Origin of the sequence: uncultured Methanobrevibacter sp. (genome assembly GCF_947166415.1) — an archaeon.
In the GTDB taxonomy this organism is placed as follows: domain Archaea; phylum Methanobacteriota; class Methanobacteria; order Methanobacteriales; family Methanobacteriaceae; genus Methanocatella.
Window position 1 is genome coordinate 34,944 of record NZ_CAMVEE010000010.1, and the last position, 21,962, is coordinate 56,905.

The following is a 21,962-nucleotide window of genomic DNA, read 5'->3' on the forward strand; positions in this document are numbered from 1 at the left end:
TGTTAACTCATTTCCTTTTTTACAATAACCTCAATCGAAACAGTTTAATTTAAATCTTTCACTTTAGGTAAAATTACATTGCGCAATTTTGCTGCCAGGCCATATTGCCATTCTATAGCTTTTTCCCAATTGTATTTGTCATTAATATCAATATCTAAAGTTTTTCCAATCTTTGATATTTTTTTATTTTCGCCTTTATCCCATTCCAATTCCATGCCTATTTCAGATTCAATAGTGTCTTTTTGACTATATAATTGGTCAAAGATTTCATTGCTGTTCTTTTTGATTCTAAAATGAGCGTTGATAGTATTTTTTTGAACGAGTGAAATTGTTAATTCAATATGTGCCAAACCAGTTTTCATGAATAATGAATACCAATTATCTTTATTTGGTATTGGATAAACAAACAAATCATCATTTTCATTTAAATACTTATTAAATTCAGTCCAGTATTCCAATCTTAATTTTTCAACTGAAGTAAGGTCAGATTCATCAATTTCAGGACTAGTATCTTCTTTAGGAGCATATTTGTCAATGACCTCTTGAGATATTTCCGGATATTTCCATATTTTAAATGCTTTTTCAATAAGGTGGTTTGTTCTTTTTTTGATTTCTGTTTCATTCCATGTTTCCAGGTCATGTAAATAAACATTTAATCTGATGGCACTTTGTCTAAATCCGCCTTCCATATCTCTTTTTTCTTGGAAAGGTCTGTCACTTAGTTCTGGATTGTAACCTGTAAGAGTTAGATTTCCAATTGTGTGAAGATAGGTTTTTTGAATTTCTTCCCAATTTGGACCTAAACAATCTCTCCATTCCTGAGAGAGATTTGGATTTTGAGGCATGATATGCTCAATAGTATAAGCTTCAACAGGAGTTTTTTCCTTGGAATTCCAGTTTTCAAACTTATCAAAAATATACTCTTTATTCTTGCCTTTTAAATTATAGATGTCTCTTTCTCTGAAGTTTCTTCCGAATTCTCTATTTTTTGGCATTCTTTGATAGTTTTCTTTTAAAACAAGTCTTGCTTGATAAGATTCTGAATAATTTTCGGTATCAAGTTCATTATACATTTTAGCAAATGTTTTATTCAGTGAAGGTGTAGGAATATTACATATTAGTCTTCTAAGCAAATAGCTTTCAGTATATCTTATAATTTCAATAAATTCATCTGCTGATAAAAGTTCAGCATCATAGTCTTTATATAAGTGTAATAAAAAAGGATAGGTAACATCATATCCCATATTGCTTAAGCTGTCCAGTGCTTCCTTTAATTTAGCATTTTGTTCACTGCCAAAAGCGATACATGAGAAGTATTTGGAAAACTTAAAGACGTCCTTTACGAGAAGTTCTATATTTTCATATTCTCTGGAATATTTTTTGAAATCTCTGTAGATATTTCTAAATGTTGGTACTTTGTCTGTTCTGACAGTCAGATAGTCTCTGATGAATTTATCAAATAACAAGCTTCCTGATTCTTCAAATGTTTTTTCTATCTTTTGCCAGTAAGTTGTATAAAGGTTTTCCTGTTGTTCTGGATCTAAACCCATAAGAATATAATTGCGGATAAGGTCTGCTTGAGACAGTTCTAAACCTGTTGAATTTAAACTTTCAAAGATGAGTTGAGGGTTGTCAATATTGTGTTCTAATGCCACAAAGATTATTAGTAATTTATTTAGGCCTTGATAAATAAGTTCAACGTTATCGTCATTGATTCTTCTTTTAAAGTATTCATAGTTCTCTTTAACTCTAATTGAATCATCTTCGTCAAAAGGTATTTTGTCTTCTGCAGTCAAGTTGTCAATAATCTTTTTTAGAGTAACTTTATCGTCATCAGTTAGAATAAGTTTATATTTAAGTTCGCCGGTTTCCTTATCGTTAATGAGATAGTAATTAATTAAATTATAAGGATTCATTATATTCTCATTCGGATTTTTAAACAGATAATCGCTTAATGCTGAGACAAGCAGGGATATTGTAGTAATCCTTTGCTGTCCGTCAATAATCATTAATTTGTTGATTGGGCTTGCAATATGTCCTTTCTGGTTCATATATACAATTGAACCGATGAAATGGTTCTGTTCATCTGTGGAGTTTCCCACACGTACAACATCCTCAAATAACTGATTGCATTCTTTATCTGTCCAACTATACTTTCTTTGATAGATTGGAATTGACAACTGTTGGTTTTGACCTAAAAAATTTAATAAGTTTTGTTTTCCTGCATCCATATTGAACCCTTTCTCATGTTAATAATAAGTTATGTATATTTATATACGATTAAGCTATTTAAAATATTATTTTTGAAAAATTAGGAATAATGTTTTGAAATGGATGTATTTATAATAAAATCCGGAATTTAACTGTCATAAAATAAATAACATTAACGTTTAGCTTTTCTCTATTGGAATCTAACTTTTAGAATGATTTCATATATATCGCAGTTTAAAATCACATTTGATATTCCAAAACACTTCCGTTAATGTCAAAAGAGTGCTCCTAACATTGGGGTGAAAATAATACATTCAATTTAATTAAGGGTAACATCCATAATTTAATAGGAATGAAACTATTAAAAATATGGGATGATATATTATTAAATAGTATATGAATCAGTGATACTATGGGTCTTTTCGATAAAGTTCATGAAATGGATAATGAGAGAAAAATTAATAAAAAAGTCAATAAATTCTTTGAAAACGAAGATTATTTAAATAGATTAAAATTAAGATATTCTCATGCTTCAATCGATTTAAATAAAATTAATTTAATAATCAAATCTGAAATTAATGAATCTAATTTTGAAGAATTTAACATGAACCAAAGATATATGGAAATACTAAAAATGGATGTCAATACTCTATATGATATGAGTTTAAAAGGTATTGACACTTCTAAATTTATCGTTCAGAAAGATTTAGATGATTATTTTGGAGAGGATTATGCTAAGAAATATGATATTGAACGTGAAGATTTAAATAATAATCCATCTTATGAAAATCATAAAAATATTACTCCTCTTCCTAAGGATTATATGAAAAAGAAACCAGAAGAACCAGTTAAATTTGGACCCAAACGTAAAAGCAGTTCATCAACTAAAATCAATCAATCTGCTGAAAGATTAAGAAAATTATATGAAGAGGATTCATCCGATGCACAAAGTCATGTTAAAGAAAATAAGTCCGTTAAAAAGGAAATCCCTTTTAAATCTAAAGTAGATATTGAAATATTCACTAATGTCAAATCAAATACTGCACTTGCAAGTGCAGCTCTATTTTTAGCAACAGGCGTACTTCTAGCTGAAGCAAAAGAAGAAATGAAATGGGTTAAAACTCAATTAGAAATAAAAGATGATAGAATTATAATTAAACGCCCTTATATCTATCATAAATACAAAGATTTCAGATATTTTAAAGTGGATCAGGAAGATGATTATTACTTATTCTATATTGGATTTTCCAATGAAGAATTGATTCATTTCAAAACAAAAGAAAAATATCTTGTTGATATAATCATGGATAAGATAGAACAAACCGGTTTGCAGTACGAACATGTTAATTAATTCATAATGTCTGAACATTAACATGTCCAATTACAGATTAACAATTGTTTTTCAAACTATTGCATATATATCACAATTCTAAATCCATTTTGATATTCGAAAACCCTTCCGTTAATGTCAAAGACATATAATTAAATCAAATCTAAAAAAGTAGCTATTACTTTTATTAACAATATCTTGTTGGAACAGTGACTATGAAACAATCCAAATTAGCATTGATGATGGTAAAGAATAGTCATCAAATGCTCTCACACTTTCTTTAAATATCTTTAAAACAAGATTAATTATTACCACTCAAAAATGTTTGGGTGGATTAGTAATGGTGAGGCAGTTGAATTATTATGGAGAATAGCTCGTTATTCAACTTTTTTTCTAAAAAAACTCCATAATCAATTCAACTCAATATATTTAGGCGTTTAATTCTTATTTTTGAAACATTGACCATGAATTGTTAATGATAATTTTATATAATTTGAATAATAAAATATTATATTAATTATTATATACGGGTTGTAATAGCTATGGCCAATATAAATAATACATCATCCTACATGGATGAAGACAAAAAGCAAATTATCAAAGAGTCTAATTATACCTATAGAGATGCTCTTGAAGTTTCAGCTTATCTCATTGAAGTCGGAAAATTTGAAAGGTTTTATAAGGAAATGCAAATCCATGACCTTCAAAAGGAACTTGACGAAATGGGTGATGAGGAATAGCTTCAAAAAATATATCTCACGTATATAACTCTTAAAAAACTATTTTTCATAAGTGAAGGTAATAATAAATTTATTATTACTTTTATATATTTTTTTATATAAATAACATAATATTATTATATATAAAAATACATATTACATATTATGTTACCAGAAAAAACCGTGCGACAAGATAGGACCTCTTTCTCTGTCTTTTGTTCAGTGAGAACTCGGTTCTCAATCCCTGCTGTGATGGGATTTCCCCCCTTGAAACTGTAAGCCTAGTAATAGACTTATAGGTTGCATGATAGAATGTCTAAGCAAATAAAATGTATTCTTTATTTGCGGGCTAGGGGAAGATTTAGGACGATTAATCGTTTTGGTGAATAGTTGTAAGCATCGTGACTGGTTACTATTAGGTGGAATACTTTAAACGCTTAAATGCAAATACTAATGGATTACAGAGAGGAAATAAACAATGGTTTTATGTTTATATTTTCACAGCCCATAGCTCTGTCGGTGTATAGACTAAATCGTACCTATGATCGTATCTGATAAGAGGTTAACTTGGTAAGTCCTCCTACGGTCCATACAATTATTGTATGGTAAGTGGATTGCGAATGAAACCTAATTTCCTTGGAGGATATGGGATTTCGAAGAAAAGCAAAAGCTGTCATATGGTCGAAAGGCACATAGGAAGATATACAGAGATAATATAACTATGGACAGATACCAAAACCACAATTTCATTGTGTGTTTTGGCAGGGAAACCTGTGCCAACTTTCGAAAGGTGAACAACATGCGTATAAAACGTGAATTGTAAAATAAATATATTATAAGGATTTGGTGACTGATAATGTGTATAACTCCAGTTGATAAAACTCGGACGTCCGCGAAACCAAACACTACTGATTGGGAATCTATTAATTTAAAGAAAACCAAACGGCATGTAACTAATTTGCAAAGACGGATATACCTTGCTAGTAAAAATGGTGATAAGAAGAAAGTAAGAGACTTACAAAGACAATTAGTCAGAAGTTATTCTGCAACTGTCCAAGCAGTTCATAGAGTAACAGTAATTAATAAAGGAAAATCAACACCTGGAATTGATGGATTTAAAGCCACTAACAATGAAGAAAGAGGCATTCTTGTAGATATTCTTCTCAACGAAAATATCAAACATCATAGACCTAAACCGGCATATAGGACATATATTCCGAAAAAGAATGGTAAAATGAGGTCTCTGGGCATTCCTACTATTAAAGATAGGGTTTACCCAGAGATTCTACGACTTGCCATCGAGCCAGAGTGGGAAGCGAAATTTGAACCCACTAGTTATGGTTTTAGACCCAAAAGAAGTCAGCATGATGCTATTAAAAGAATCCACTTTAATATTCAAAGTGGTAAATGGTGCTGGATATTCGAGGGCGATTTTAAATCATGTTTTGATACAATATCTCATGAGTTTATTTTAAAGCAACTTAAAGATTTTCCATATATTAATGTAATCAGAAGATTTCTTGAAGCGGGATATGTTGACGATGGCGCATATCATGAAACTGAAGAAGGAACTCCTCAAGGAGGATTGTTGTCGCCGTTATTAGCAAATATTGCATTGCATGGAATGGAACAAATACTAAATATTTCCTACAAAGAAATTCTTACAATCAGTAAGAAAGGGAAAATCTCATCATATTTTAGGACATATGGTGATTATCGTGTTGTTAGATACGCAGATGACTTCGTAATCTTTGCTAAATCTAAGAAAAAGATATTGAAGGTATATGAACTTCTTGAACCCTATTTAAGCGAACGAGGTTTGATTCTTGCTGAAGATAAAACTCGAATAACTCATTTAAGCAAAGGCTTTGATTTTCTTGGATTTAATTGTAGAAGATACAAAGATGGAGTTTCACGTATCAAACCATCTAAAGAAAGTATCAAGAAATTTAAAGAGAAAATAAATGAAATATTTAGAGTTTCACATGGAAATAATGTGGATACTCTTATTTTTAGACTGATTCCAGTTATTCGTGGTACTGCCCTTTACTGGAGGTACTCGGTAATTTATGAGATATTTCATGATATGGATTTCCATTTATGGAATAAAACTTATAAGTTTTTAAGGAGAATGCATCCTAATAAAAGTTGGAAATGGATTAAAAATAGATATTTCACTTATCATACAGACGACTATGGTCATGTAAGCAAATGGCTTCTGAAAGACCCAAAATCTGGGAGGTTCTTAATGAAAATGTCTTGGTTCAAACATCGTGATTATATTATGATTAAACATAATTATAGTCCGTATGACAGAACCAAACTAGATTATTTTGAAAATCGAAAGGACAAGTACTATTTATAAACTAGGTGAAAGTTTGCTTGAGCCGTATGAGGTGTGAGTCTCACGTACGGTTCTTAGGAGAGTTTGGGGAAGTAATTCCTCACTCTTATCCGACAACATCAGCGCAAGAGTTGAAATAACACTCAAAAAGATTGTCGAAGATTCTGCTTTTACCCACAAGGACGCCTATGAGCTTGGAGCGAAAATGATAGCTATGGGCAATGCCGAAGAAACATTAATGCTAATAAGCAGAAGTTCTGATTTTGAAAAAATCATAAAACAGACTGAGTACAGATTAATCGAAGCAAGAAAAAACCAATTAGAAAAAGAGCTAAGGGATTTATAGGAGGTCTAATCTCAATGGGTAGAGGAAATTCAGATGTCATTTTCTTTTTAGAACAGCACGAACAGGAAATAATAAACTGCTGCAAGAAAGGAATGAGCAACAATGAAGTAAGGCAATTGTTAAAATCAAAATATGATTGTGAAGTGGCTGACACCACCTACAGGAAATTCAAGGCAAATCTGAACCTGACAAAAGGAGATTTCTTGGAAACATTACTTGATGAAATAATACTCATGAAAACATCGGGAGCTACAGATGCAAGCATCAGAAGATGGCTTGATGATGAACATGACCTTGAAGTAAGCAGAGCAACATTTTCAAGATTCAAAAAGAAATATCACATAACAGATAAGGAAAAAGACCCAAGAGAGCGAAATGCCGAAGCACTGACAAACAGGGCTATTACCCAAAAGCAAATAACAGACAATAACATTCATCAAGACAATATAGATTTAGCTATTGATACAATACTTCAGCAGCAGGTCACAGACATCAAAACAGGACTTGAAAACTTGGATAAAATCACCAAAAATGCAGTAGGCCTTGAAATTGACTTTGAAAAACTTGATCAAGAAGTTAGATACAATGCCAATGAGAAAAGCCTTGCAAGATATTTGATTGATTTAACAGAACTGAAAATCAGATATCTTGAACTGTCAGTAAGAGCATTTGAAGCTAAAAACAAATTATTTAAAGATGAAATGGACAGGTTATTCAAAAACCGCATGTTAGAGCTGGAAGACAAGAAAATTGAAATCTCACAAAAGGACATAATGGAAGAAATAGAAATCCTTGCAAAACAGATTGACGATAACAATGTATGATGAAAACAATGAATTCTATTTAAGTGCTAAAGATAAAGCTATTCTTCAGAAGTGTGTATATGAAAATCCGTATATTCCATTTTCTCCATTTCCAAAGCAGGCTGAAATGATATTAGCAACAGAAAAGGAAGTTCTGATTGGTGGTGCAGCTGGAGGTTCCAAATCAACAAGTCTTTTGATGAGGGCATTGTTCTATGTTCAGGACGATGCCAATGAATACCATGCCCTCATCTTGAGACGTACATTATCTGACTTGAAGCGTAAAGGAGCTTTAATTCACAAGGCAAGTCAGTGGTTAAATCGAAAGGAAGTTCAAAATAATGCAAGCATCAAACCGAAGTGGGATGGAACCGAACATTCATGGACATTCCCCAATGGAAATTCACTAACTTTCGGATATTTAAGAAACATCAATGACCTCGACACATACCAGGGTTCGGAATATCAGTTCATTGGCATTGATGAGTTGACACAGCTTGAAAGATTCAAATACATTTACATGAGGTCAAGAGTCCGTAAGACTAAAGACAATAAACTCCCAACACAACTGATGGCATCAAGCAATCCGGGTAAGCGTGGAAACAAATGGGTACGTGAAAGATTCATTGAAAAGATAGACACTGACATTCAGGATAAATCACAAATAAGATTCATTTCATCAAGCTATTTGGATAACATTTATCTGGACAGAAATGACTATGAGGAATACCTTATGGGTCTTGACAGAGTAACAAGGGAACAGCTGATGAACGGTAACTGGTATGCTTCAGTCAAAGGTCAGCTATTCGATGAATCGGACTTCCACATAATCTCACATGACGAATACATGAAAATACCAATCGTTAGAGTTATCAGATATTGGGATCTTGCAGCTACTGAAGTATTGAATGATGACAAACTGAGAGGAAGTGATCCTGATTATACTGCAGGTGTTCTATTGGCTAAGGATCTGAACGATAATATCTACATCCTCGATTCATATGAATTTCAGCTGGAATCAAGAAACCTAATCAATGAAATATTAAATACTGCAGCACGTGACAAGTCAGATGTCCAGTATATAGAATTAGATGGAAGTACTGGTAAAAACTTTGGATTACTCATTATCGATGAATTAAACAGAAGAGGATTTACTACAGGTAAGGGTAACTCAAGGGAAAATAAAGTTGACCGTGCAAGAAGAGTTTCAGCAGATATTCAAAAGAATGGAATTTTTCTTGTTGGAAAGGATAGAACAGGGTTCACTAAAAAATGGGCTATGGAATTTCTTGAAAAAATAACTGCATATCCAAATGAAGCCATCCATGATGATTGTGTAGTGGCATTCACTGGAGGTTATGAAAAAATAGTTGCAGAAAAGCAAACTCAAAGAGTTGATGTTGATAGGTGGTATTCCACCTGATAATTTTTATAGATAAACATATCGATACATTTAAATATATCGAAATGATATTATTAGGTATGGCAACTGAAAATAATAATGAAAGCTGTGAAGTATGCTGTTCAGTCGAAGACCTGATAAAGACATTGCCTTCAGATGAAACCCTTGAAGACAATGCCGCAATACTGAAGTCCCTGGCGGACCCGACAAGACTTAAAATAATTTATCTTTTAAAAAACGGTGAACTGTGTGTCTGCCAGATACTCGAGGCAATCGACAAGTCCCAGTCAACAATATCCCATCATCTAAACATGATGAAAAAGGAAGGAGTTCTCTCAGCACGAAAGCAGGGAAAATGGATATACTACAAACTGGCCAATGAAAACATCATTGACAGTCTTGAACAAATATTTGAAAAATAAAGGTGTTAACAATGGCTGAAAAAATAGCTTTGGCTTCATGCAACGGAATGAGCGCCAATGGACTGGTATCACGTGTTGCAGTGGGAGACTGCAAAAAAGAAAACCCTAATGTAATATCAATTTGTATGGGATCAACTTCAGCGGATACTGAAGGGCAAAACGATGAAATGCTTAAGAAATTCCCGATTATTGCAATCAACGGATGCGACAATGCCTGTGTCAACAAGATTTTAAGCAATCGTGGAATTGAAGTTTCAAAAACCATAGGCGTTGGGGATGTATTAAAAGAACACAAGGCTTTCGCAACAGATCCTTTCAGACTTGACAGTGAAGGGGAAAGATGTGTGGAAATCATTAAAAACAAAATCAATGAAGAATTAGAGGGATGAGAAATGGATTATTTTGATAATGAAATTTGGCAAAAATGGGCAAACAATAACTATGATGAATTCAAGTCACTTAAAGACGGTGCAAAAATGGCAATGCTTCTGCCGGACACAGACAACCTCATTGTCCTCACAAAAGGCGATGAGATAACAGTCAGAATTGATGACAGGAACAATTTCGACTTTCCTTTCGCACAGATTGCCTTCAAGTTCCAAGACAATACCGTCGATAAGGTATTGAACGATTCAACATTCAAGACATTCAGAAATCTTGCCATAGCGGATGATATAGGCATTCTGTCATTTGTCGATGAAGGAACCCTTAACAGATTCGATTACAGGAACTTCCTCAAGAAGTTCGGATTTGAAATAGGTTCCGGATGCAGCTGCGGGTGTTGCTGATGGCTGACAACTGGAACTTCGACGGTTTGGTTCAGGATGTGCTTGTCAAAACCACCGGGAGTTCCTGCTGCGGCGACATCACATTTCCAGACACATCAAAAATAGAAAACCCACTAAATCCAATCGATACTGTTACAAAGGAATTTCTCGATGATTTTGAAATATACCTAAAGCAGTTGGGCGTTGTGGAAATAGCTTACGTTAATGATATAAAAGATTATTTCATGCACGGCCTTGATTTTGATTTTAATTCAGCTATCGTGTTTTCATATGAAATCAGCCAGCGCATCCATGAAGTGGGTGCAGGAGCCAAGGCACAGGAATACAACAATGATCTCTACAGGGACTTTGGAAACCTTGCATATAAGATTTCAGATTATCTGAGGCTCCGGGGATTTGAAACACTGGTTGCACATCCACGTGAAGAGACAATAGACTTTTCACATCTTGCACAAAAGGCAGGAATGGGTGCAATCGGAAAAAGCGGATTGCTCATAAGTCCTGAAATAGGACCCAACCAGAAGATAGCTGCAATACTTGTGAATATCAAAAACCTGCCAAAATCTGAAAGCAATGATTATGATTGGATTCCAGATTATTGCAACTACTGCACCTCATGTGCTCGAGCATGCCCACATGATGCACTTGTTTTGGATAAGAAAACCAAGACTGTGAGTTTTGTTGAAGATTTATGTATCGGCTGCAGTGAAGGTTGTACTGAATGCATTCAGGCATGTCCATTCTATAAAAAAGGATATGATATTGTTTTTGAAAAATACAAAAAGATTAAAATGAAATCAAAAAAATGATAGGAATGAAATGATTGCAGTTAATCATATCGGCGATAACCTCTTACTTGCCTCCAAGAAGTTTTCTTCGGCCCTGCCATATTAACTGCCTTTGCCTTCTTCTTAATTCTTTATACTTATAATACATCTGTGATGTGACATGTCCGTGCAGTCTTCGATACTCGTCAATCCTTACAATCTCGGCCTGTACAATAGCTGCTTGGCCTTCATGCCAACAGTAATACGGATGATGGCAGGCAACATCATTTTTTAAACCCAGTCCGGTTTTGCAGTTGTTGCAGTAATCAACAAACCACAGTTCCTCTTCCCGTTCTCGCTTTTCGGCTTCAGCTTCGATTATCTGCTCTCTTATAGATGTCATAACAATCAGTTTTATAAATACCATAAATACTATGAATACCATTGAATACTTTTTGGACAGTATTTTTAAATATTCCTTAAAATCCTTTAAATCAAAAAATAAGAATTTTAAGAAAGTTTCATGAAAATGATTTTTTAAAATACCGAATTTTTCCAGGGTATGCGGGAGGACTCATCAAAGTTACCTCCCGCTTATCCCTGAAAGTTAAGTTTTTTTGAAAAAACCATACCACTAAAACCAATGCAGAATCCTTTAATTAACCTGAAAACGATTGAAAGTAATTTTTTAAAAAAACTTTCACAAAAGTTTTTATAAGTTTTCATGGTTTTTTAAGTATTTTGGTTTTTTGGGTTTTTATGGTATTTCAGGTTTTTATGGTTTTTTAACAATCCATTTCGGTTTTTCGACCTCGCTGTCAAAGTTCATTATACTTAACCCTTCAACAAATTTATCTTCCTTCATAATGTCTACAACCCATTCGCCAATCTCATAGCAGATATCCTCGTATATCGAATCGTCAATGTGCTTTAAATCATAGTTGATAGATATGACCTCACTTTTGGACAGGTCATATATATTCGATCTTCCTGATTGTGCAGTCACCTGGAGAAATCCGTTGTTTGCCAGTTCATATATGTATTTCTTGACAGACCCTTTGCTCAGTTCAAGATTTTGAAGTGCGAAGTAATCGTTGGTTGTAATGCCCATGTTCAGCACTTCCCTGTCCTTGCTCATCCTCCACTCATCAATATTGTTTCTGATGTCATTTAAAACCTCAACGGCCTTTGGCGAGAGGTTTGCTGATATGCTTTCCTTATAGGGTTTTAAGAGACTCATAAACAACTGCACGTCTGCAATGTTTGTGAGGATTATCTTTTTGCCGTCAACTTCATAGACTTCGTGGTTATAGTAGTTCAGTGCAGTCACTGTCTTTAGAAGTCCGTTGAACTTGTCAAAATCCCTTTTGTAGAAAGCTGAGTTTTTAAGGAAGTTGATGACAAAGTGGACATAGGGATTTATCACTACAATCTCTTTAAAGACTTCCTTTAGATGAAGAAGCATGTATGGTATGAGTTCTGCTTCCTTTTCATATTTCTTTAAGGTATTGTAGCTTTTGCCGTGCTTGAATTCAAGTGCACTGTTTCTTCGGTTGAAGATTTTCTTGTTGTCCATTCTTGGAGTTATGAAAATGCTTCTGCTCATCTCCTGCTCATCAAATGTATGATTGGGCACTGTGGTATAAGTTAAGCAGGGTCTTCCTTCAAGTTTCAAATCCTTGACTTCCCATCCTCCTTCACCGTCAGGTATGCTTAACGGTTTGTTTAGAAATCCGTCGGACTGAAGTTCCTTCATGAGGTTTTTAGACTCTTCCATGAATTCATGGTCCTTGCTTCCACCCATATCACCGTAATTGACAATCTTTCCGTCATAGAAATACTTGTCAGTTTTGGCACGATTAAATAGTGCTGCTTCAGTGATTTTCTTTTCATTGACAATGAATCGTTTAGGAATCAGTTTCAGTGCTGTTTCCTGTATGTGGGATTTTCCACTGCTGGCTTCACCTAAACATATCACAGATATTGGATTTCCCAAAACGACCTGTCCGGCAAATACTGTAAAGGCATACATTATGTTGTTGCGCTCACCTGCCGTAAACCATTCAACAAGGCTTCCGATATAAATCAACGGGCAGCTTAATGATTGCAGTTTGGAGATAGCTTGCCTTAACTTTGCAGTGTCCTTTTCATGTTCGGCCTGCTTTTTGTCAGCTATTTCCTGCTCGATTACGGAAAGCTCATTTTCATAATTGAGCTGCAGTAACTCTTTTAGTTCTGCAAATTGGCTGTTGATTTTTTTGGGTTTCATTTCGCCTTTGGGATCCATTATCTGTTTGAACTGTTTTGCGACATTACTTTGTGAAGATAATGTAGCTGGAGATTTGTTTAAGTATTCTCCAATTTTATTACCTGATTTAGTTTTAAATACATATGTAACATTATCTACATTCTTTCTGTTGATAATGAGGGTTATTGTATCTTTTGTTGGTAATTCAGCTACATTACTCATTTCTTAGCTCCGTCTAGACTTGGACATCTTTTACAATGAAACTGTAGTAGACATAGGTTCCTGATTTCTCTTTGACTTGTATTGTCATTTCGGATAATCTGTTAACGAATTCCCTGTATTCTGCAAGGTTGACGTTTCTGACAATGTTGGATTTTCCGACTGAACCTGCATTTTCAAGTTCAAGGATTGATGTAATGAAGTCAAAGAGTACGCTTCCTTTTCTGATGTCTTTGTGGTCATCGCCGTCGTTTTTGAGGTTTACGTTGATTTCAATGTAGAGCTGGTCTTCATCCTGGAAGATGAATAGCTTGAATCTGTTTACGGTTTTTTCTTCACCGTCGTAGTCAAAGGTGTATGATGTAACTGAAGACATTTGTGGTCTGCCTCTTAATAGGGTTCCGTCTTCAAAGTCTTTAAGTTCCGCTTTTTCATATCCTTCCGGAATTTCTACAATCTCTTCGTAATCTAGCTCTGTGCCTGTAAATATTGTTTGTTTAGTATTTTCAAAACTCATTTTGATTCTCTCCTAAAAAATATTAAAGAGGATTAGTTAACATCCTCTTTTAGAAATTTTGACTGGTTAACTATTCTTTCAGCTGACATTTCCTCTGCTGATACTTCTCCGGCTCCAATCAGTTCAGCTATTGCACGGTTGGTTGCACGGGTTTTTGCAGTGGACATTATTGTGTGGTCTGAAACTTTGTCTTTTCCTTTTTCGCTGCGGGAGCATAAAGCATCGGATTCTACGCTGCGGCCATTAGGTAAAGTTGCCCTTACGCAGTAGTATGCCTCTTTTATCCTTCCGGTTTTTGTCCTTTCAAGGTCACGGTCAACAATTTCAGTATCGACATTGAATGCTCTTGAGAGCTTCTGCCATGCTGACTTTTTCTTGAAGTGTCTTTTTACTTTAACGTAATTTCCATCTTCATCTTTTTCTTTAACGACTATTTCCTGATAGTCTGTGTCATTCAACAGTCCTTTACATAGTTTTTGATATGCGTCCCATTGTTCAATTGCAACGTCAACGTCAGGGACATTATCAACTTTAACTATTTCAGTTTCCTGAGAAACATGTGGTTCTTCTATAAGTTCTGCTTTTACCATTATTATCACCTTTATAATGCTCCAAAGCTGGCGGTGGCAATTCCAATCCAGCCGATAGTCACGGCAAATACCATGCTTCCGATGAAAATCATTTTTGGATTTGGATCCATCGGTTCTTCTTTTGGATATAATCTGGCAGGTTTAGGCATACTGACCAAACCTCCTGATGCAAACCTCAATAATTAAATTCAAGTTAATTATTGTAGTCTTTCCTCCTTTTTTGCGGATAACAACTGTTTTATTGTCCGGGAAATTCAATTCATCTGATTTCAATACCGCACAATAAGGGTCTTCATTTGCAGATACGAATGCGATGAAATGTCCTTCATCCAGATTCTTCTGCATTTCAAGAATTGCATTTTCCATAATCATTCACTCCTGTTTTTCCTGAATCCAACAATGAATGCTTCTCCTCTTATGAATTTGACAAAACCAATATCTCCTTCAGCTGCATAATGTATTAATGACAATAGCTTGGAGTGTATTAGTGTCTGGTATGCCTTTTTACCACCATCCACCAATACGATACCGTCATCGTCAATGTAGAGGATAACTTGTTCAACATCGCCTTTGGCAACTTTAATCTCACCATTGTGAGTTAGTATGCCGTGGTAGTTGTCTTCAAATTGGTTTTGATCAATTGGTGAATAGCTGTTCATTCTGCTCACCGTTTTTTCTAATTATTTTAAATATGTCAACAATTTCATCCCATGCTTCTTCTGGGACCATAACATATCTTTTTCCTTTGATTTCTTTTCTTAACATGGTTGGCGACTCCTTTAATGTTAATGTAATTCAACAGTCTAGTTTCAATATCCTGATTTGGTACAAGTCAAAGAATTCTTTTTCATTTCTGATGTTTTCACATTCCGTGATTTCACTGATGGCTTCCTCCAGCGCCTGGAAGTTGCCCGGAACAATGACTTCTTTGGTTATACATTTTTTTACTCCAATCATGATTTAGAGACTCCATTTATTTTTCCCAATCAAATTAATCTGTTGGGGTTATTTGTATTGTCAACGGTCAAAATTTTCAATCAGATTGGTCAGAAATTTATAAAAAATAAAAATAGTGGTTGTAATGTTAATTTTCCTTTATTAACCAATTATTAAACATTTCCAGTTTAAATTGTACAAATGTTTATATATATTATTAACAAATTTATTATTGGGTTAAGTTTTGGAAAATATTAATTTTAACATGGTTTGGCGACTCTGTTTCTATTTTTATTTTCTTACTGACCCACTTTGAAAATACTTTTTTTTATTGATCTGATTTTATATCTTTTTTTGATGTTCACCTCGATTTTTAACTTCATCACAAAAATTGTTTTCATAGTGAAAAATTGCTTTCACTTTGAAAAATTGTAGTCATTTTGTGATGGTCAATACTACATTACAATTTGAACTATTTAAAGCTTACTATGGAATTTGAATGAATAATGTTTAATTTTTTTTCAAAAAAATATGTTTTTGACCCTAGTATTTTTGGAGATTTTGTTAAACGATTAAACAACCACTTCGTGTCAGAAAACTAGAATGTATAAAATCAAAATCATGAAATATCACATGAATTTTTCAGGGTGAAAAATGAAATGACAGTTATTAAAATATTCGTAATTTATGACTTAAATTAATGTTAAAGTTCTCTGATTAATTTAATGAAACGGATTTGACATTAACAAAAGAAGATTTAAAAAAAATACATTAATTCAAAGTCAGGATATATATCAAAGGTTTAAAATAAGTTTTTGAATAAGTATACTCAGACGTTAATGTTAAAGTGGAGGTCATGTTTCCAGTTGGAAAAGAAATATTGTATACTTTCTGAACTTTGTTAGTTAAATAATAAAAAAAGGGATTATTAGAATTTTGAATTCTATAATCCATATTTGAATTTAATTCTGTATTCTTGATTGATGGATTCTGTTTGAATGTATTCTCCTTTAATTAGCTCTGAAATTTTAGCTAAATCCTCATCTGAAATCTTTTCATCATCAGATAATGGCAGGAAGAAAGTAATCTCATCATCCACAATCAGATAGTTTAAAAGCTTTGCTTCTCTTTTTTGGTATTTGCCAATAATCTCTTCAATTTTTCCTTCAATATCTTTGTCCAAATTAACCATATTCATTCACCTTTTATTGATTTTGCAAGTTCAACCCCTTTCTGGAATGCCTCTTCATAGATATCTTCATCGGGAACAAATACTGCGTCCATTGTATCAAATATTGTAAAGCCTGCACTTTCTAAATCTCTTTGGAGTTTAGCAATTGCTCCACCTCCCCATCCTTTGGATGAGAATATTAGCGCATTTTTTTCGCTGGTTGTACCTTTGAAATTTAGGCAGTCAAGCCAGTACATTAGGTTTCCAATTCTTGGGAAAGGCTTGTTCATCATTGTTGGGGCACCTAAGGCTATTGCTTTTGAATCAAGAATGTCAGATACCACTTCTGATTCATAATCGCTTTCCATATGATACATTACAGCTTCGATGCCTTCACTCATTATACCCTCAGCAATTTGGAATGCCAATTTCTCTGTGGAATGGTGCATCGTATCATAGACAATTGTAATCTTATCTTCACAAACTCCACTCGCCCAGTCAGAATATGCCTGAATGATTTTTGATGGGTCTTTCCAGATTTGGCCGTGGCATGGTGCAATCATTTTGATTTGCTCTACAATTCCTGCTTCAGTTAATTCCTGAAATTTCATCCTGAGCATCGGAGCACCTAAAACCACCAGATTAGCAAAGAATTTCTTAGCTGCTTTTAAAATAAAGTCTTCAGAGTAATCTTCAGCATATCTTTTGGATAGGCATAAGTGCTGTCCGAAAGCATCATTTGAGAATAATATTCCTTCTTCAGCATACATTACAAACATACTGTCCGGCCAGTGAAGCATAGGGGCTGATACAATAGCTAAAGTTTTACCACCCAAATCAATACTGTCACCTGTTTTTACAGTAGTGATTTCAACATCAGAGTAAGTATGATATTGCTTTTCTAAAAATTCAGCACCTTTCGGAGATGCATAAACTTCAGCTTCAGGATATTTGTCAATAGTCTCTTTAAGTCCCATTGAATGGTCAAGTTCAGTGTGGCATTGGATAAATACATCAATCTTGTTTTCACGATTTTCTTTAGCAAATGCATCTTCAATCCGAGCATTCAATTGATCTATCATGCCGTCTGAGAATACATTATCAATCAATGCAACTTTCTCTTCACCAAATACCAGATAACAGTTGTAAGTTGTTCCAGGAATTGCAAATCCATGGAAACTTCTTGTGTTCCAATGAAGTGCACCAACTCAGTACACGCCATCGGCTATTTTTACAGATTCCGCTTTCATCATAAATCACTTTTTAGTTATTTTTTTATTAAATGAGTTTAACATATTGAACTGTTTAATGAAATAATCATTGAAATTCTTGCACAGTGCTTCATACCTGTTGTTTACGCCAATTGCAGTTTCCGGCTTTACTGAATTGTTCTCACCTTCAAATCTTGCAAATGTCCCTACCAATTCCCTTCCATCACGTATCAACATTTTCATCATCGGCAAGTCCCCTTCAACTATTTCCAGATTGGACAATTTTGCTTTTTTGAATATATCAATTATTTCTATTTTTTCATTTTCCACATAACACTCTTTATTTGCAATGATCTTAATTTTAACAGATCTTGGAAGGTGATTGAATGCTTTAATCATCATTTGCGCTTCGCCTTTAAGTAAAAATCCGGCTCTCAATGTAATTAGCTTCGATGCTTTTTTAATCACTTCCATTTCTTTTTCTAAAATGTTGTCTGTAGTGTGTATAAGCCATACTGGAGCCTGAACTTCTGAAGTATTGTTTAAATATAATTCTTCAAGCTTTTTTTCAGTTGATTGTAGCTCATCAATGAGATTTTCCTTTTCCTGTTTGAATATTACCGTAGGCTCTATGACAGTGTATCTTAAAGGTCTGCTTCTTGTGATTTCTACAAATCCTTTCATTTCAAGTTGATTTAATATATCATAAATTCTAGAACGTGGCAGGTTGGATACTTCTGCAATTTCATCTGCCTGGCCAGTGATTATTTTAGTAAGTCCTATATATGCTTGAGCCTCATATCGGTTCAATCCAAGCTTTTTTAAAGAGTTTATCATTTTCTCCATCATATTCCTCTTATCATTAATGTTAAGGATATCTTTTAAAAGAGCACTATTAATAAATTTTGTTACTTTTTATACAAATCTAGTGACATTGTGATTTTAAAAAAAATTAAGCTGAAGTTAGGCTTCAGCTTCTTTTTTCTTGTCTTTTTTGACAATAACCATTTTTTCGTTTTCTTCATCAACTTCCATGACAATCGGTTCTGCTTCAAGAGCACCAGGATCTTTTTCAATACATTCATTTATTTTAGATTGAATTGTTCCGATGTCTTCAGTGTCGATTAAATCAACAATCTCCAACTGTTTCTGGAATCTTTCAACACCCTCAAGAGGTAAATTTTCAACAAAAGGGATTGCCCCTGTTGCACCAATGATTTTCTTTTTATCTGCATCTGCACCGTTTTCATGTAATGCTTTGAAACTTTGACCTGTAATGTGGCCTTGCACTTCCGCTCCGGCCAAAATGAAAAATCTTATATTTGGATTTGAGACGACGTTTGCAACTACTTTTTCAATACCTAAGTTTTCTGTTTTGCATGGTCCTGCAATAGCTGCTCCTGAAAGTTCTGCTTCAATATGAGAAGCAAGTGTTGCAACCGCTACTGGGCTTTCAGGATCTCCAACAATGTAATCTCCAGTTATTACTGGCCAATCAGCGGCAGGTGCTTTTTTATCAACCATAATTCATTCCTCCCATTAATTTATAAATAAAACTGGTTAATTATTATATTTAAATATTTTGTAACTTAATTAGGATTATTTGTATAAATGAATTATTAAGTCTCTTATTTGTCTTTATCTTTGCAATGAACATCAGAAACATATGTTTATCAGAACTAAATTTCCATTAACATGATGTTGATAATTCAATTGCTGCTTTTTTAGATTTGATTTGATGAGGTGATATTAACATTAACGGCCACCATTTATCAAATCAATCCTGTTTTTCCATTAGGATATATATCAAAGCATTCAAGAAAAGAAGTTTTGAATAGCTAAATCCAATCGTTAATGTTGGGATTATGAGGAATTGAATTTTAAAAACAGTTTGGACAATGGGGAATTTATAATATATCCCCAAATACATCTTCGCCCTTTTCAGTTAATATAAACATCTTTTTATTCTCTTCTTCAATATTGACATATTCAAGGAGGCCTGCATTTAATAATCTAAGCATTATGTTGGAGAGAAACTTTTCTTCAGTTGCATCATCCAATGTAGTATCAGGATATAATACTCCTCTAACATCAGTCATGTTCCAATTTTCACGTTCGACTTCCGAGTTCCACCTGTAGATTTTTTCGCATGTCATCTCAGAGATAAACCCTTTTTCCAAGACTTGCTTAACATCATCAAAGGATTCCACAAGAAAAAAGTGTGAACGGCTGGAAAAGAATCCGTATTTCTGAACTCTTTCCTTTTGTGAAATAGACTGCAGGAATCTCCGTGCATCTTCTTGTGTGCTGTTCCAAGTCAATGTTGAAGTGTCATTTTCATCTGTAAAGTCAACTATATTCTCATACACCCATTCAATTAAGTTTTTACTATTCTTCCGTATCATATTACCATTTTCCATTTCTGTGAATTACCAATTTTTGATTTTAATAAATATGAGAGTTTATGAAAAATGAGTAGAGAGTCACATTTCCAGGATCTCAACCATCACCAAATTTACAATTTTACGCTTTTGTCAAAAAAAGCATCTGAAATATGTGACTCCTATTTGATATATTAAGATTAATTAAAAATATGGGATTTTCCCAAGAGAGCATTTGGTAACTATTAATTTCAAAAAATGATATATGAAAAAACGTGTTTCTGAAGAGTTTTGAAAAAATAAAAGTAGAAGTGGAATATTCAATTCCACTTTTTAATTTAGGAAAGTCCAATGTCTTCATCGATATGCTGCATTATGAAATTAAGCTTTCCATTAAGCTCATCCATCTGAGACTGATAGGATTTGTTTTCATTTTCCAGTTTGACATATTCAGGACTTTTGATATCAATGGAGTTGACATCCAAATTGATTGTTAAACAATCCATATGTCCAATGTAAGATTCCCTTATGTTTTCAGGGTTGTCAAAGAAATAGCTTTGCCTTACTTCAGTTTTTGCCCTGCCCTGCAATGCATCGATGGTGTCCATGTCCAACCCGCTTTCACGAAGTTGGCTTGCATGGAACTTTCTTAACATATGGCTGCGGAAACGGATGTTGTGTCCGACTTTGCCAAGACCTAACTGATTGTTGATGGATCTGAATCTTTTCAAGAACTCCTGGTCATTGATTTTAAACAATGGGGAGTCAGGTTGAAGGTATCTTTGTTCACTTAACAAATAATTGATTATCTCTGTTGTTGCTTCAGGGCTGCAGCAGGTATAATAATATTTGTTTGTTTTCTGCCTCCTCAGGTAGAACAGTGGTACAACGGTCTGATTGTTTTTCAATCTTCTCAATACTTCATAGATGTCGTTGCTTCTGTGATAGTCTTCTGTTGCTTTTACGAAATCTCCTATGGTCAGGTTTAGTGTTTCCATTCTTGCACATCCTGATGAGCTCATAAAAAGAATTATTGCTCTCATGAGGGGTGTGGATATTTTCAAAGCTTTTTTAATGATGTCTTTGTCAGGCAAGTCTTTAAAGCTAATGGCTACTTCATCTATGTTTTTGTTGCTGATTGGTGGCAATGGATGGATTTCAATTTCAAAATGCCTGTAGAATGCAAGCAGTTTGCTGAATCTGGTTTTTGCAGTGATGTATGCGTGTTTTTCATAGAGATGTGCTCTAAAGCTCAACAGTCTTTTTCTTAATGTCCTGTGTTTCCAACGGATTCCTTCTTCCTCTTCATTTTCAGCTTCTTCAAGAAGTTCAACCATTGTTTTGTCATTGAACCTGCTGTATTCTCTTATGTAGATTTTGTAGGAATCAATAGTGCTTTTTTTCAGGTTTCTGGTCGTACCAAAATAGGTGATGAGTTCGTCGTCAGTTTTCATAGTCATATATATTACCTCTTAGTATATTCGATTTATCCAAGAGAGCATTTGGTAACTATTATAAACTGTCGAGTAATCAAGCATATCCATACTTGACATATTT

At 34.0% G+C, this 21,962-nt stretch carries 24 protein-coding genes and 2 pseudogenes; 10 read left to right on the forward strand and 16 right to left on the reverse strand.

The features are described 5' to 3' along the window. Positions 1–44: 44 nt before the first annotated feature. On the reverse strand, positions 45–2,231 hold the full coding sequence (locus tag Q0W25_RS03330; protein ID WP_292740414.1) for a DUF4268 domain-containing protein: 2,187 nt from the start codon (positions 2,229–2,231) through the stop codon (positions 45–47). 392 nt (positions 2,232–2,623) lie between these two features. On the opposite strand from Q0W25_RS03330, the gene Q0W25_RS03335 reads away from it, so the two are divergent. The 10 genes from Q0W25_RS03335 to Q0W25_RS03380 all read left to right on the forward strand — a co-directional run bounded on the left by Q0W25_RS03335 (position 2,624) and on the right by Q0W25_RS03380 (position 11,174). Further along, a complete protein-coding gene (locus Q0W25_RS03335) occupies positions 2,624–3,562 on the forward strand; it encodes a hypothetical protein (protein WP_298518889.1) in 939 nt (312 codons plus the stop codon). A gap of 521 nt (positions 3,563–4,083) precedes the next feature. Continuing rightward, the gene (locus Q0W25_RS03340) at positions 4,084–4,281 is read left to right on the forward strand and encodes a hypothetical protein (RefSeq protein ID WP_292742805.1); all 198 of its coding nucleotides are present in this window, start codon (positions 4,084–4,086) and stop codon (positions 4,279–4,281) included. A gap of 835 nt (positions 4,282–5,116) precedes the next feature. Further along, positions 5,117–6,625, forward strand: coding sequence for a group II intron reverse transcriptase/maturase (gene ltrA, locus Q0W25_RS03345; RefSeq protein ID WP_298518894.1), 1,509 nt, complete (start codon positions 5,117–5,119; stop codon positions 6,623–6,625). 184 nt (positions 6,626–6,809) lie between these two features. Continuing rightward, on the forward strand, positions 6,810–6,950 hold the full coding sequence (locus Q0W25_RS03350; protein ID WP_298518897.1) for a hypothetical protein: 141 nt from the start codon (positions 6,810–6,812) through the stop codon (positions 6,948–6,950). Between the two features lie 14 nt (positions 6,951–6,964). Continuing rightward, complete coding sequence (locus tag Q0W25_RS03355) at positions 6,965–7,774, forward strand: hypothetical protein (protein WP_298518900.1); 810 nt, start codon at positions 6,965–6,967, stop codon at positions 7,772–7,774. After that, on the forward strand, positions 7,767–9,176 hold the full coding sequence (locus Q0W25_RS03360) for a phage terminase large subunit (RefSeq protein WP_298518903.1): 1,410 nt from the start codon (positions 7,767–7,769) through the stop codon (positions 9,174–9,176). Before Q0W25_RS03355 ends, Q0W25_RS03360 begins: the two co-directional genes overlap by 8 nt. 59 nt (positions 9,177–9,235) lie before the next feature. Next, positions 9,236–9,577, forward strand: coding sequence for a helix-turn-helix transcriptional regulator (locus tag Q0W25_RS03365; protein ID WP_298518906.1), 342 nt, complete (start codon positions 9,236–9,238; stop codon positions 9,575–9,577). 11 nt (positions 9,578–9,588) lie between these two features. Further along, complete coding sequence (locus Q0W25_RS03370) at positions 9,589–9,966, forward strand: putative zinc-binding protein (RefSeq protein ID WP_298518909.1); 378 nt, start codon at positions 9,589–9,591, stop codon at positions 9,964–9,966. A 3-nt stretch (positions 9,967–9,969) separates the two neighbouring features. After that, a complete protein-coding gene (locus tag Q0W25_RS03375; RefSeq protein ID WP_298518912.1) occupies positions 9,970–10,365 on the forward strand; it encodes a hypothetical protein in 396 nt (131 codons plus the stop codon). After that, positions 10,365–11,174 (forward strand): 4Fe-4S binding protein, encoded by an 810-nt coding sequence (locus Q0W25_RS03380; RefSeq protein ID WP_298518914.1) that lies wholly within the window; start codon positions 10,365–10,367, stop codon positions 11,172–11,174. The genes Q0W25_RS03375 and Q0W25_RS03380 overlap by 1 nt, the downstream gene beginning before the upstream one ends. Before the next feature lie 43 nt (positions 11,175–11,217). Here Q0W25_RS03380 and Q0W25_RS03385 read toward each other — a convergent pair whose 3' ends face one another. The 15 genes and pseudogenes from Q0W25_RS03385 to Q0W25_RS03455 all read right to left on the reverse strand — a co-directional run bounded on the left by Q0W25_RS03385 (position 11,218) and on the right by Q0W25_RS03455 (position 21,865). After that, the gene (locus Q0W25_RS03385; RefSeq protein WP_298518917.1) at positions 11,218–11,535 is read right to left on the reverse strand and encodes a hypothetical protein; all 318 of its coding nucleotides are present in this window, start codon (positions 11,533–11,535) and stop codon (positions 11,218–11,220) included. A gap of 372 nt (positions 11,536–11,907) precedes the next feature. Continuing rightward, positions 11,908–13,602, reverse strand: a complete 1,695-nt coding sequence (locus tag Q0W25_RS03390) for a hypothetical protein (RefSeq protein WP_298518920.1) — start codon at positions 13,600–13,602, stop codon at positions 11,908–11,910. A 13-nt stretch (positions 13,603–13,615) separates the two neighbouring features. Continuing rightward, on the reverse strand, positions 13,616–14,116 hold the full coding sequence (locus tag Q0W25_RS03395; RefSeq protein ID WP_298518923.1) for a hypothetical protein: 501 nt from the start codon (positions 14,114–14,116) through the stop codon (positions 13,616–13,618). Between the two features lie 32 nt (positions 14,117–14,148). After that, complete coding sequence (locus tag Q0W25_RS03400; RefSeq protein ID WP_298518925.1) at positions 14,149–14,706, reverse strand: hypothetical protein; 558 nt, start codon at positions 14,704–14,706, stop codon at positions 14,149–14,151. Positions 14,707–14,717: 11 nt separating this feature from the next. Next, positions 14,718–14,855 carry a hypothetical protein gene (locus tag Q0W25_RS03405; protein ID WP_292740391.1) on the reverse strand — a complete coding sequence of 46 codons (138 nt, stop codon included), beginning with the start codon at positions 14,853–14,855 and terminating at the stop codon, positions 14,718–14,720. Next, positions 14,848–15,072 (reverse strand): hypothetical protein, encoded by a 225-nt coding sequence (locus Q0W25_RS03410; protein ID WP_298518933.1) that lies wholly within the window; start codon positions 15,070–15,072, stop codon positions 14,848–14,850. Before Q0W25_RS03410 ends, Q0W25_RS03405 begins: the two co-directional genes overlap by 8 nt. Positions 15,073–15,074: 2 nt before the next feature. Continuing rightward, entirely contained in the window at positions 15,075–15,365 is a 291-nt protein-coding gene (locus Q0W25_RS03415) for a hypothetical protein (protein WP_298518936.1), read from the reverse strand. Continuing rightward, positions 15,343–15,471 (reverse strand): hypothetical protein, encoded by a 129-nt coding sequence (locus tag Q0W25_RS03420; protein WP_298518939.1) that lies wholly within the window; start codon positions 15,469–15,471, stop codon positions 15,343–15,345. Before Q0W25_RS03420 ends, Q0W25_RS03415 begins: the two co-directional genes overlap by 23 nt. A gap of 30 nt (positions 15,472–15,501) precedes the next feature. Beyond that, positions 15,502–15,663: a hypothetical protein gene (locus Q0W25_RS03425; protein WP_292740385.1), complete on the reverse strand. Its 162-nt coding sequence runs from the start codon at positions 15,661–15,663 to the stop codon at positions 15,502–15,504. Between the two features lie 922 nt (positions 15,664–16,585). Beyond that, a complete protein-coding gene (locus Q0W25_RS03430) occupies positions 16,586–16,834 on the reverse strand; it encodes a hypothetical protein (RefSeq protein ID WP_292852831.1) in 249 nt (82 codons plus the stop codon). A gap of 2 nt (positions 16,835–16,836) precedes the next feature. Next, positions 16,837–18,063: pseudogene (locus tag Q0W25_RS03435) on the reverse strand (FprA family A-type flavoprotein). Between the two features lie 6 nt (positions 18,064–18,069). Beyond that, a complete protein-coding gene (locus Q0W25_RS03440) occupies positions 18,070–18,861 on the reverse strand; it encodes a TrmB family transcriptional regulator (RefSeq protein ID WP_298518942.1) in 792 nt (263 codons plus the stop codon). A 183-nt stretch (positions 18,862–19,044) separates the two neighbouring features. Further along, positions 19,045–19,548 (reverse strand): annotated as a pseudogene (mtrA, locus tag Q0W25_RS03445) (tetrahydromethanopterin S-methyltransferase subunit A); the annotation flags it as partial. A gap of 383 nt (positions 19,549–19,931) precedes the next feature. After that, positions 19,932–20,429 (reverse strand): hypothetical protein, encoded by a 498-nt coding sequence (locus Q0W25_RS03450; protein ID WP_298518945.1) that lies wholly within the window; start codon positions 20,427–20,429, stop codon positions 19,932–19,934. Between the two features lie 314 nt (positions 20,430–20,743). After that, complete coding sequence (locus tag Q0W25_RS03455) at positions 20,744–21,865, reverse strand: tyrosine-type recombinase/integrase (RefSeq protein ID WP_298518948.1); 1,122 nt, start codon at positions 21,863–21,865, stop codon at positions 20,744–20,746. Between the last annotated feature and the right edge of the window lie 97 nt (positions 21,866–21,962).

What these genes read in the sequence shown, in the direction of transcription:
- Q0W25_RS03400 (WP_298518925.1), bottom strand. Translation starts at nt 14,706, where the DNA reads ATGGTAAAAGCAGAACTTATAGAAGAACCACATGTTTCTCAGGAAACT.
- Q0W25_RS03440 (WP_298518942.1), bottom strand. Translation starts at nt 18,861, where the DNA reads ATGATAAACTCTTTAAAAAAGCTTGGATTGAACCGATATGAGGCTCAA.
- Q0W25_RS03430 (WP_292852831.1), bottom strand. Translation starts at nt 16,834, where the DNA reads ATGGTTAATTTGGACAAAGATATTGAAGGAAAAATTGAAGAGATTATT.
- Q0W25_RS03335 (WP_298518889.1), top strand. Translation starts at nt 2,624, where the DNA reads ATGGGTCTTTTCGATAAAGTTCATGAAATGGATAATGAGAGAAAAATT.
- Q0W25_RS03385 (WP_298518917.1), bottom strand. Translation starts at nt 11,535, where the DNA reads ATGACATCTATAAGAGAGCAGATAATCGAAGCTGAAGCCGAAAAGCGA.
- Q0W25_RS03395 (WP_298518923.1), bottom strand. Translation starts at nt 14,116, where the DNA reads ATGAGTTTTGAAAATACTAAACAAACAATATTTACAGGCACAGAGCTA.
- Q0W25_RS03450 (WP_298518945.1), bottom strand. Translation starts at nt 20,429, where the DNA reads ATGATACGGAAGAATAGTAAAAACTTAATTGAATGGGTGTATGAGAAT.
- ltrA (WP_298518894.1), top strand. Translation starts at nt 5,117, where the DNA reads ATGTGTATAACTCCAGTTGATAAAACTCGGACGTCCGCGAAACCAAAC.
- Q0W25_RS03375 (WP_298518912.1), top strand. Translation starts at nt 9,970, where the DNA reads ATGGATTATTTTGATAATGAAATTTGGCAAAAATGGGCAAACAATAAC.
- Q0W25_RS03330 (WP_292740414.1), bottom strand. Translation starts at nt 2,231, where the DNA reads ATGGATGCAGGAAAACAAAACTTATTAAATTTTTTAGGTCAAAACCAA.
- Q0W25_RS03355 (WP_298518900.1), top strand. Translation starts at nt 6,965, where the DNA reads ATGGGTAGAGGAAATTCAGATGTCATTTTCTTTTTAGAACAGCACGAA.
- Q0W25_RS03410 (WP_298518933.1), bottom strand. Translation starts at nt 15,072, where the DNA reads ATGGAAAATGCAATTCTTGAAATGCAGAAGAATCTGGATGAAGGACAT.
- Q0W25_RS03390 (WP_298518920.1), bottom strand. Translation starts at nt 13,602, where the DNA reads ATGAGTAATGTAGCTGAATTACCAACAAAAGATACAATAACCCTCATT.
- Q0W25_RS03425 (WP_292740385.1), bottom strand. Translation starts at nt 15,663, where the DNA reads ATGATTGGAGTAAAAAAATGTATAACCAAAGAAGTCATTGTTCCGGGC.
- Q0W25_RS03370 (WP_298518909.1), top strand. Translation starts at nt 9,589, where the DNA reads ATGGCTGAAAAAATAGCTTTGGCTTCATGCAACGGAATGAGCGCCAAT.
- Q0W25_RS03350 (WP_298518897.1), top strand. Translation starts at nt 6,810, where the DNA reads ATGATAGCTATGGGCAATGCCGAAGAAACATTAATGCTAATAAGCAGA.
- Q0W25_RS03405 (WP_292740391.1), bottom strand. Translation starts at nt 14,855, where the DNA reads ATGCCTAAACCTGCCAGATTATATCCAAAAGAAGAACCGATGGATCCA.
- Q0W25_RS03380 (WP_298518914.1), top strand. Translation starts at nt 10,365, where the DNA reads ATGGCTGACAACTGGAACTTCGACGGTTTGGTTCAGGATGTGCTTGTC.
- Q0W25_RS03365 (WP_298518906.1), top strand. Translation starts at nt 9,236, where the DNA reads ATGGCAACTGAAAATAATAATGAAAGCTGTGAAGTATGCTGTTCAGTC.
- Q0W25_RS03415 (WP_298518936.1), bottom strand. Translation starts at nt 15,365, where the DNA reads ATGAACAGCTATTCACCAATTGATCAAAACCAATTTGAAGACAACTAC.
- Q0W25_RS03340 (WP_292742805.1), top strand. Translation starts at nt 4,084, where the DNA reads ATGGCCAATATAAATAATACATCATCCTACATGGATGAAGACAAAAAG.
- Q0W25_RS03455 (WP_298518948.1), bottom strand. Translation starts at nt 21,865, where the DNA reads ATGACTATGAAAACTGACGACGAACTCATCACCTATTTTGGTACGACC.
- Q0W25_RS03420 (WP_298518939.1), bottom strand. Translation starts at nt 15,471, where the DNA reads ATGTTAAGAAAAGAAATCAAAGGAAAAAGATATGTTATGGTCCCAGAA.
- Q0W25_RS03360 (WP_298518903.1), top strand. Translation starts at nt 7,767, where the DNA reads ATGTATGATGAAAACAATGAATTCTATTTAAGTGCTAAAGATAAAGCT.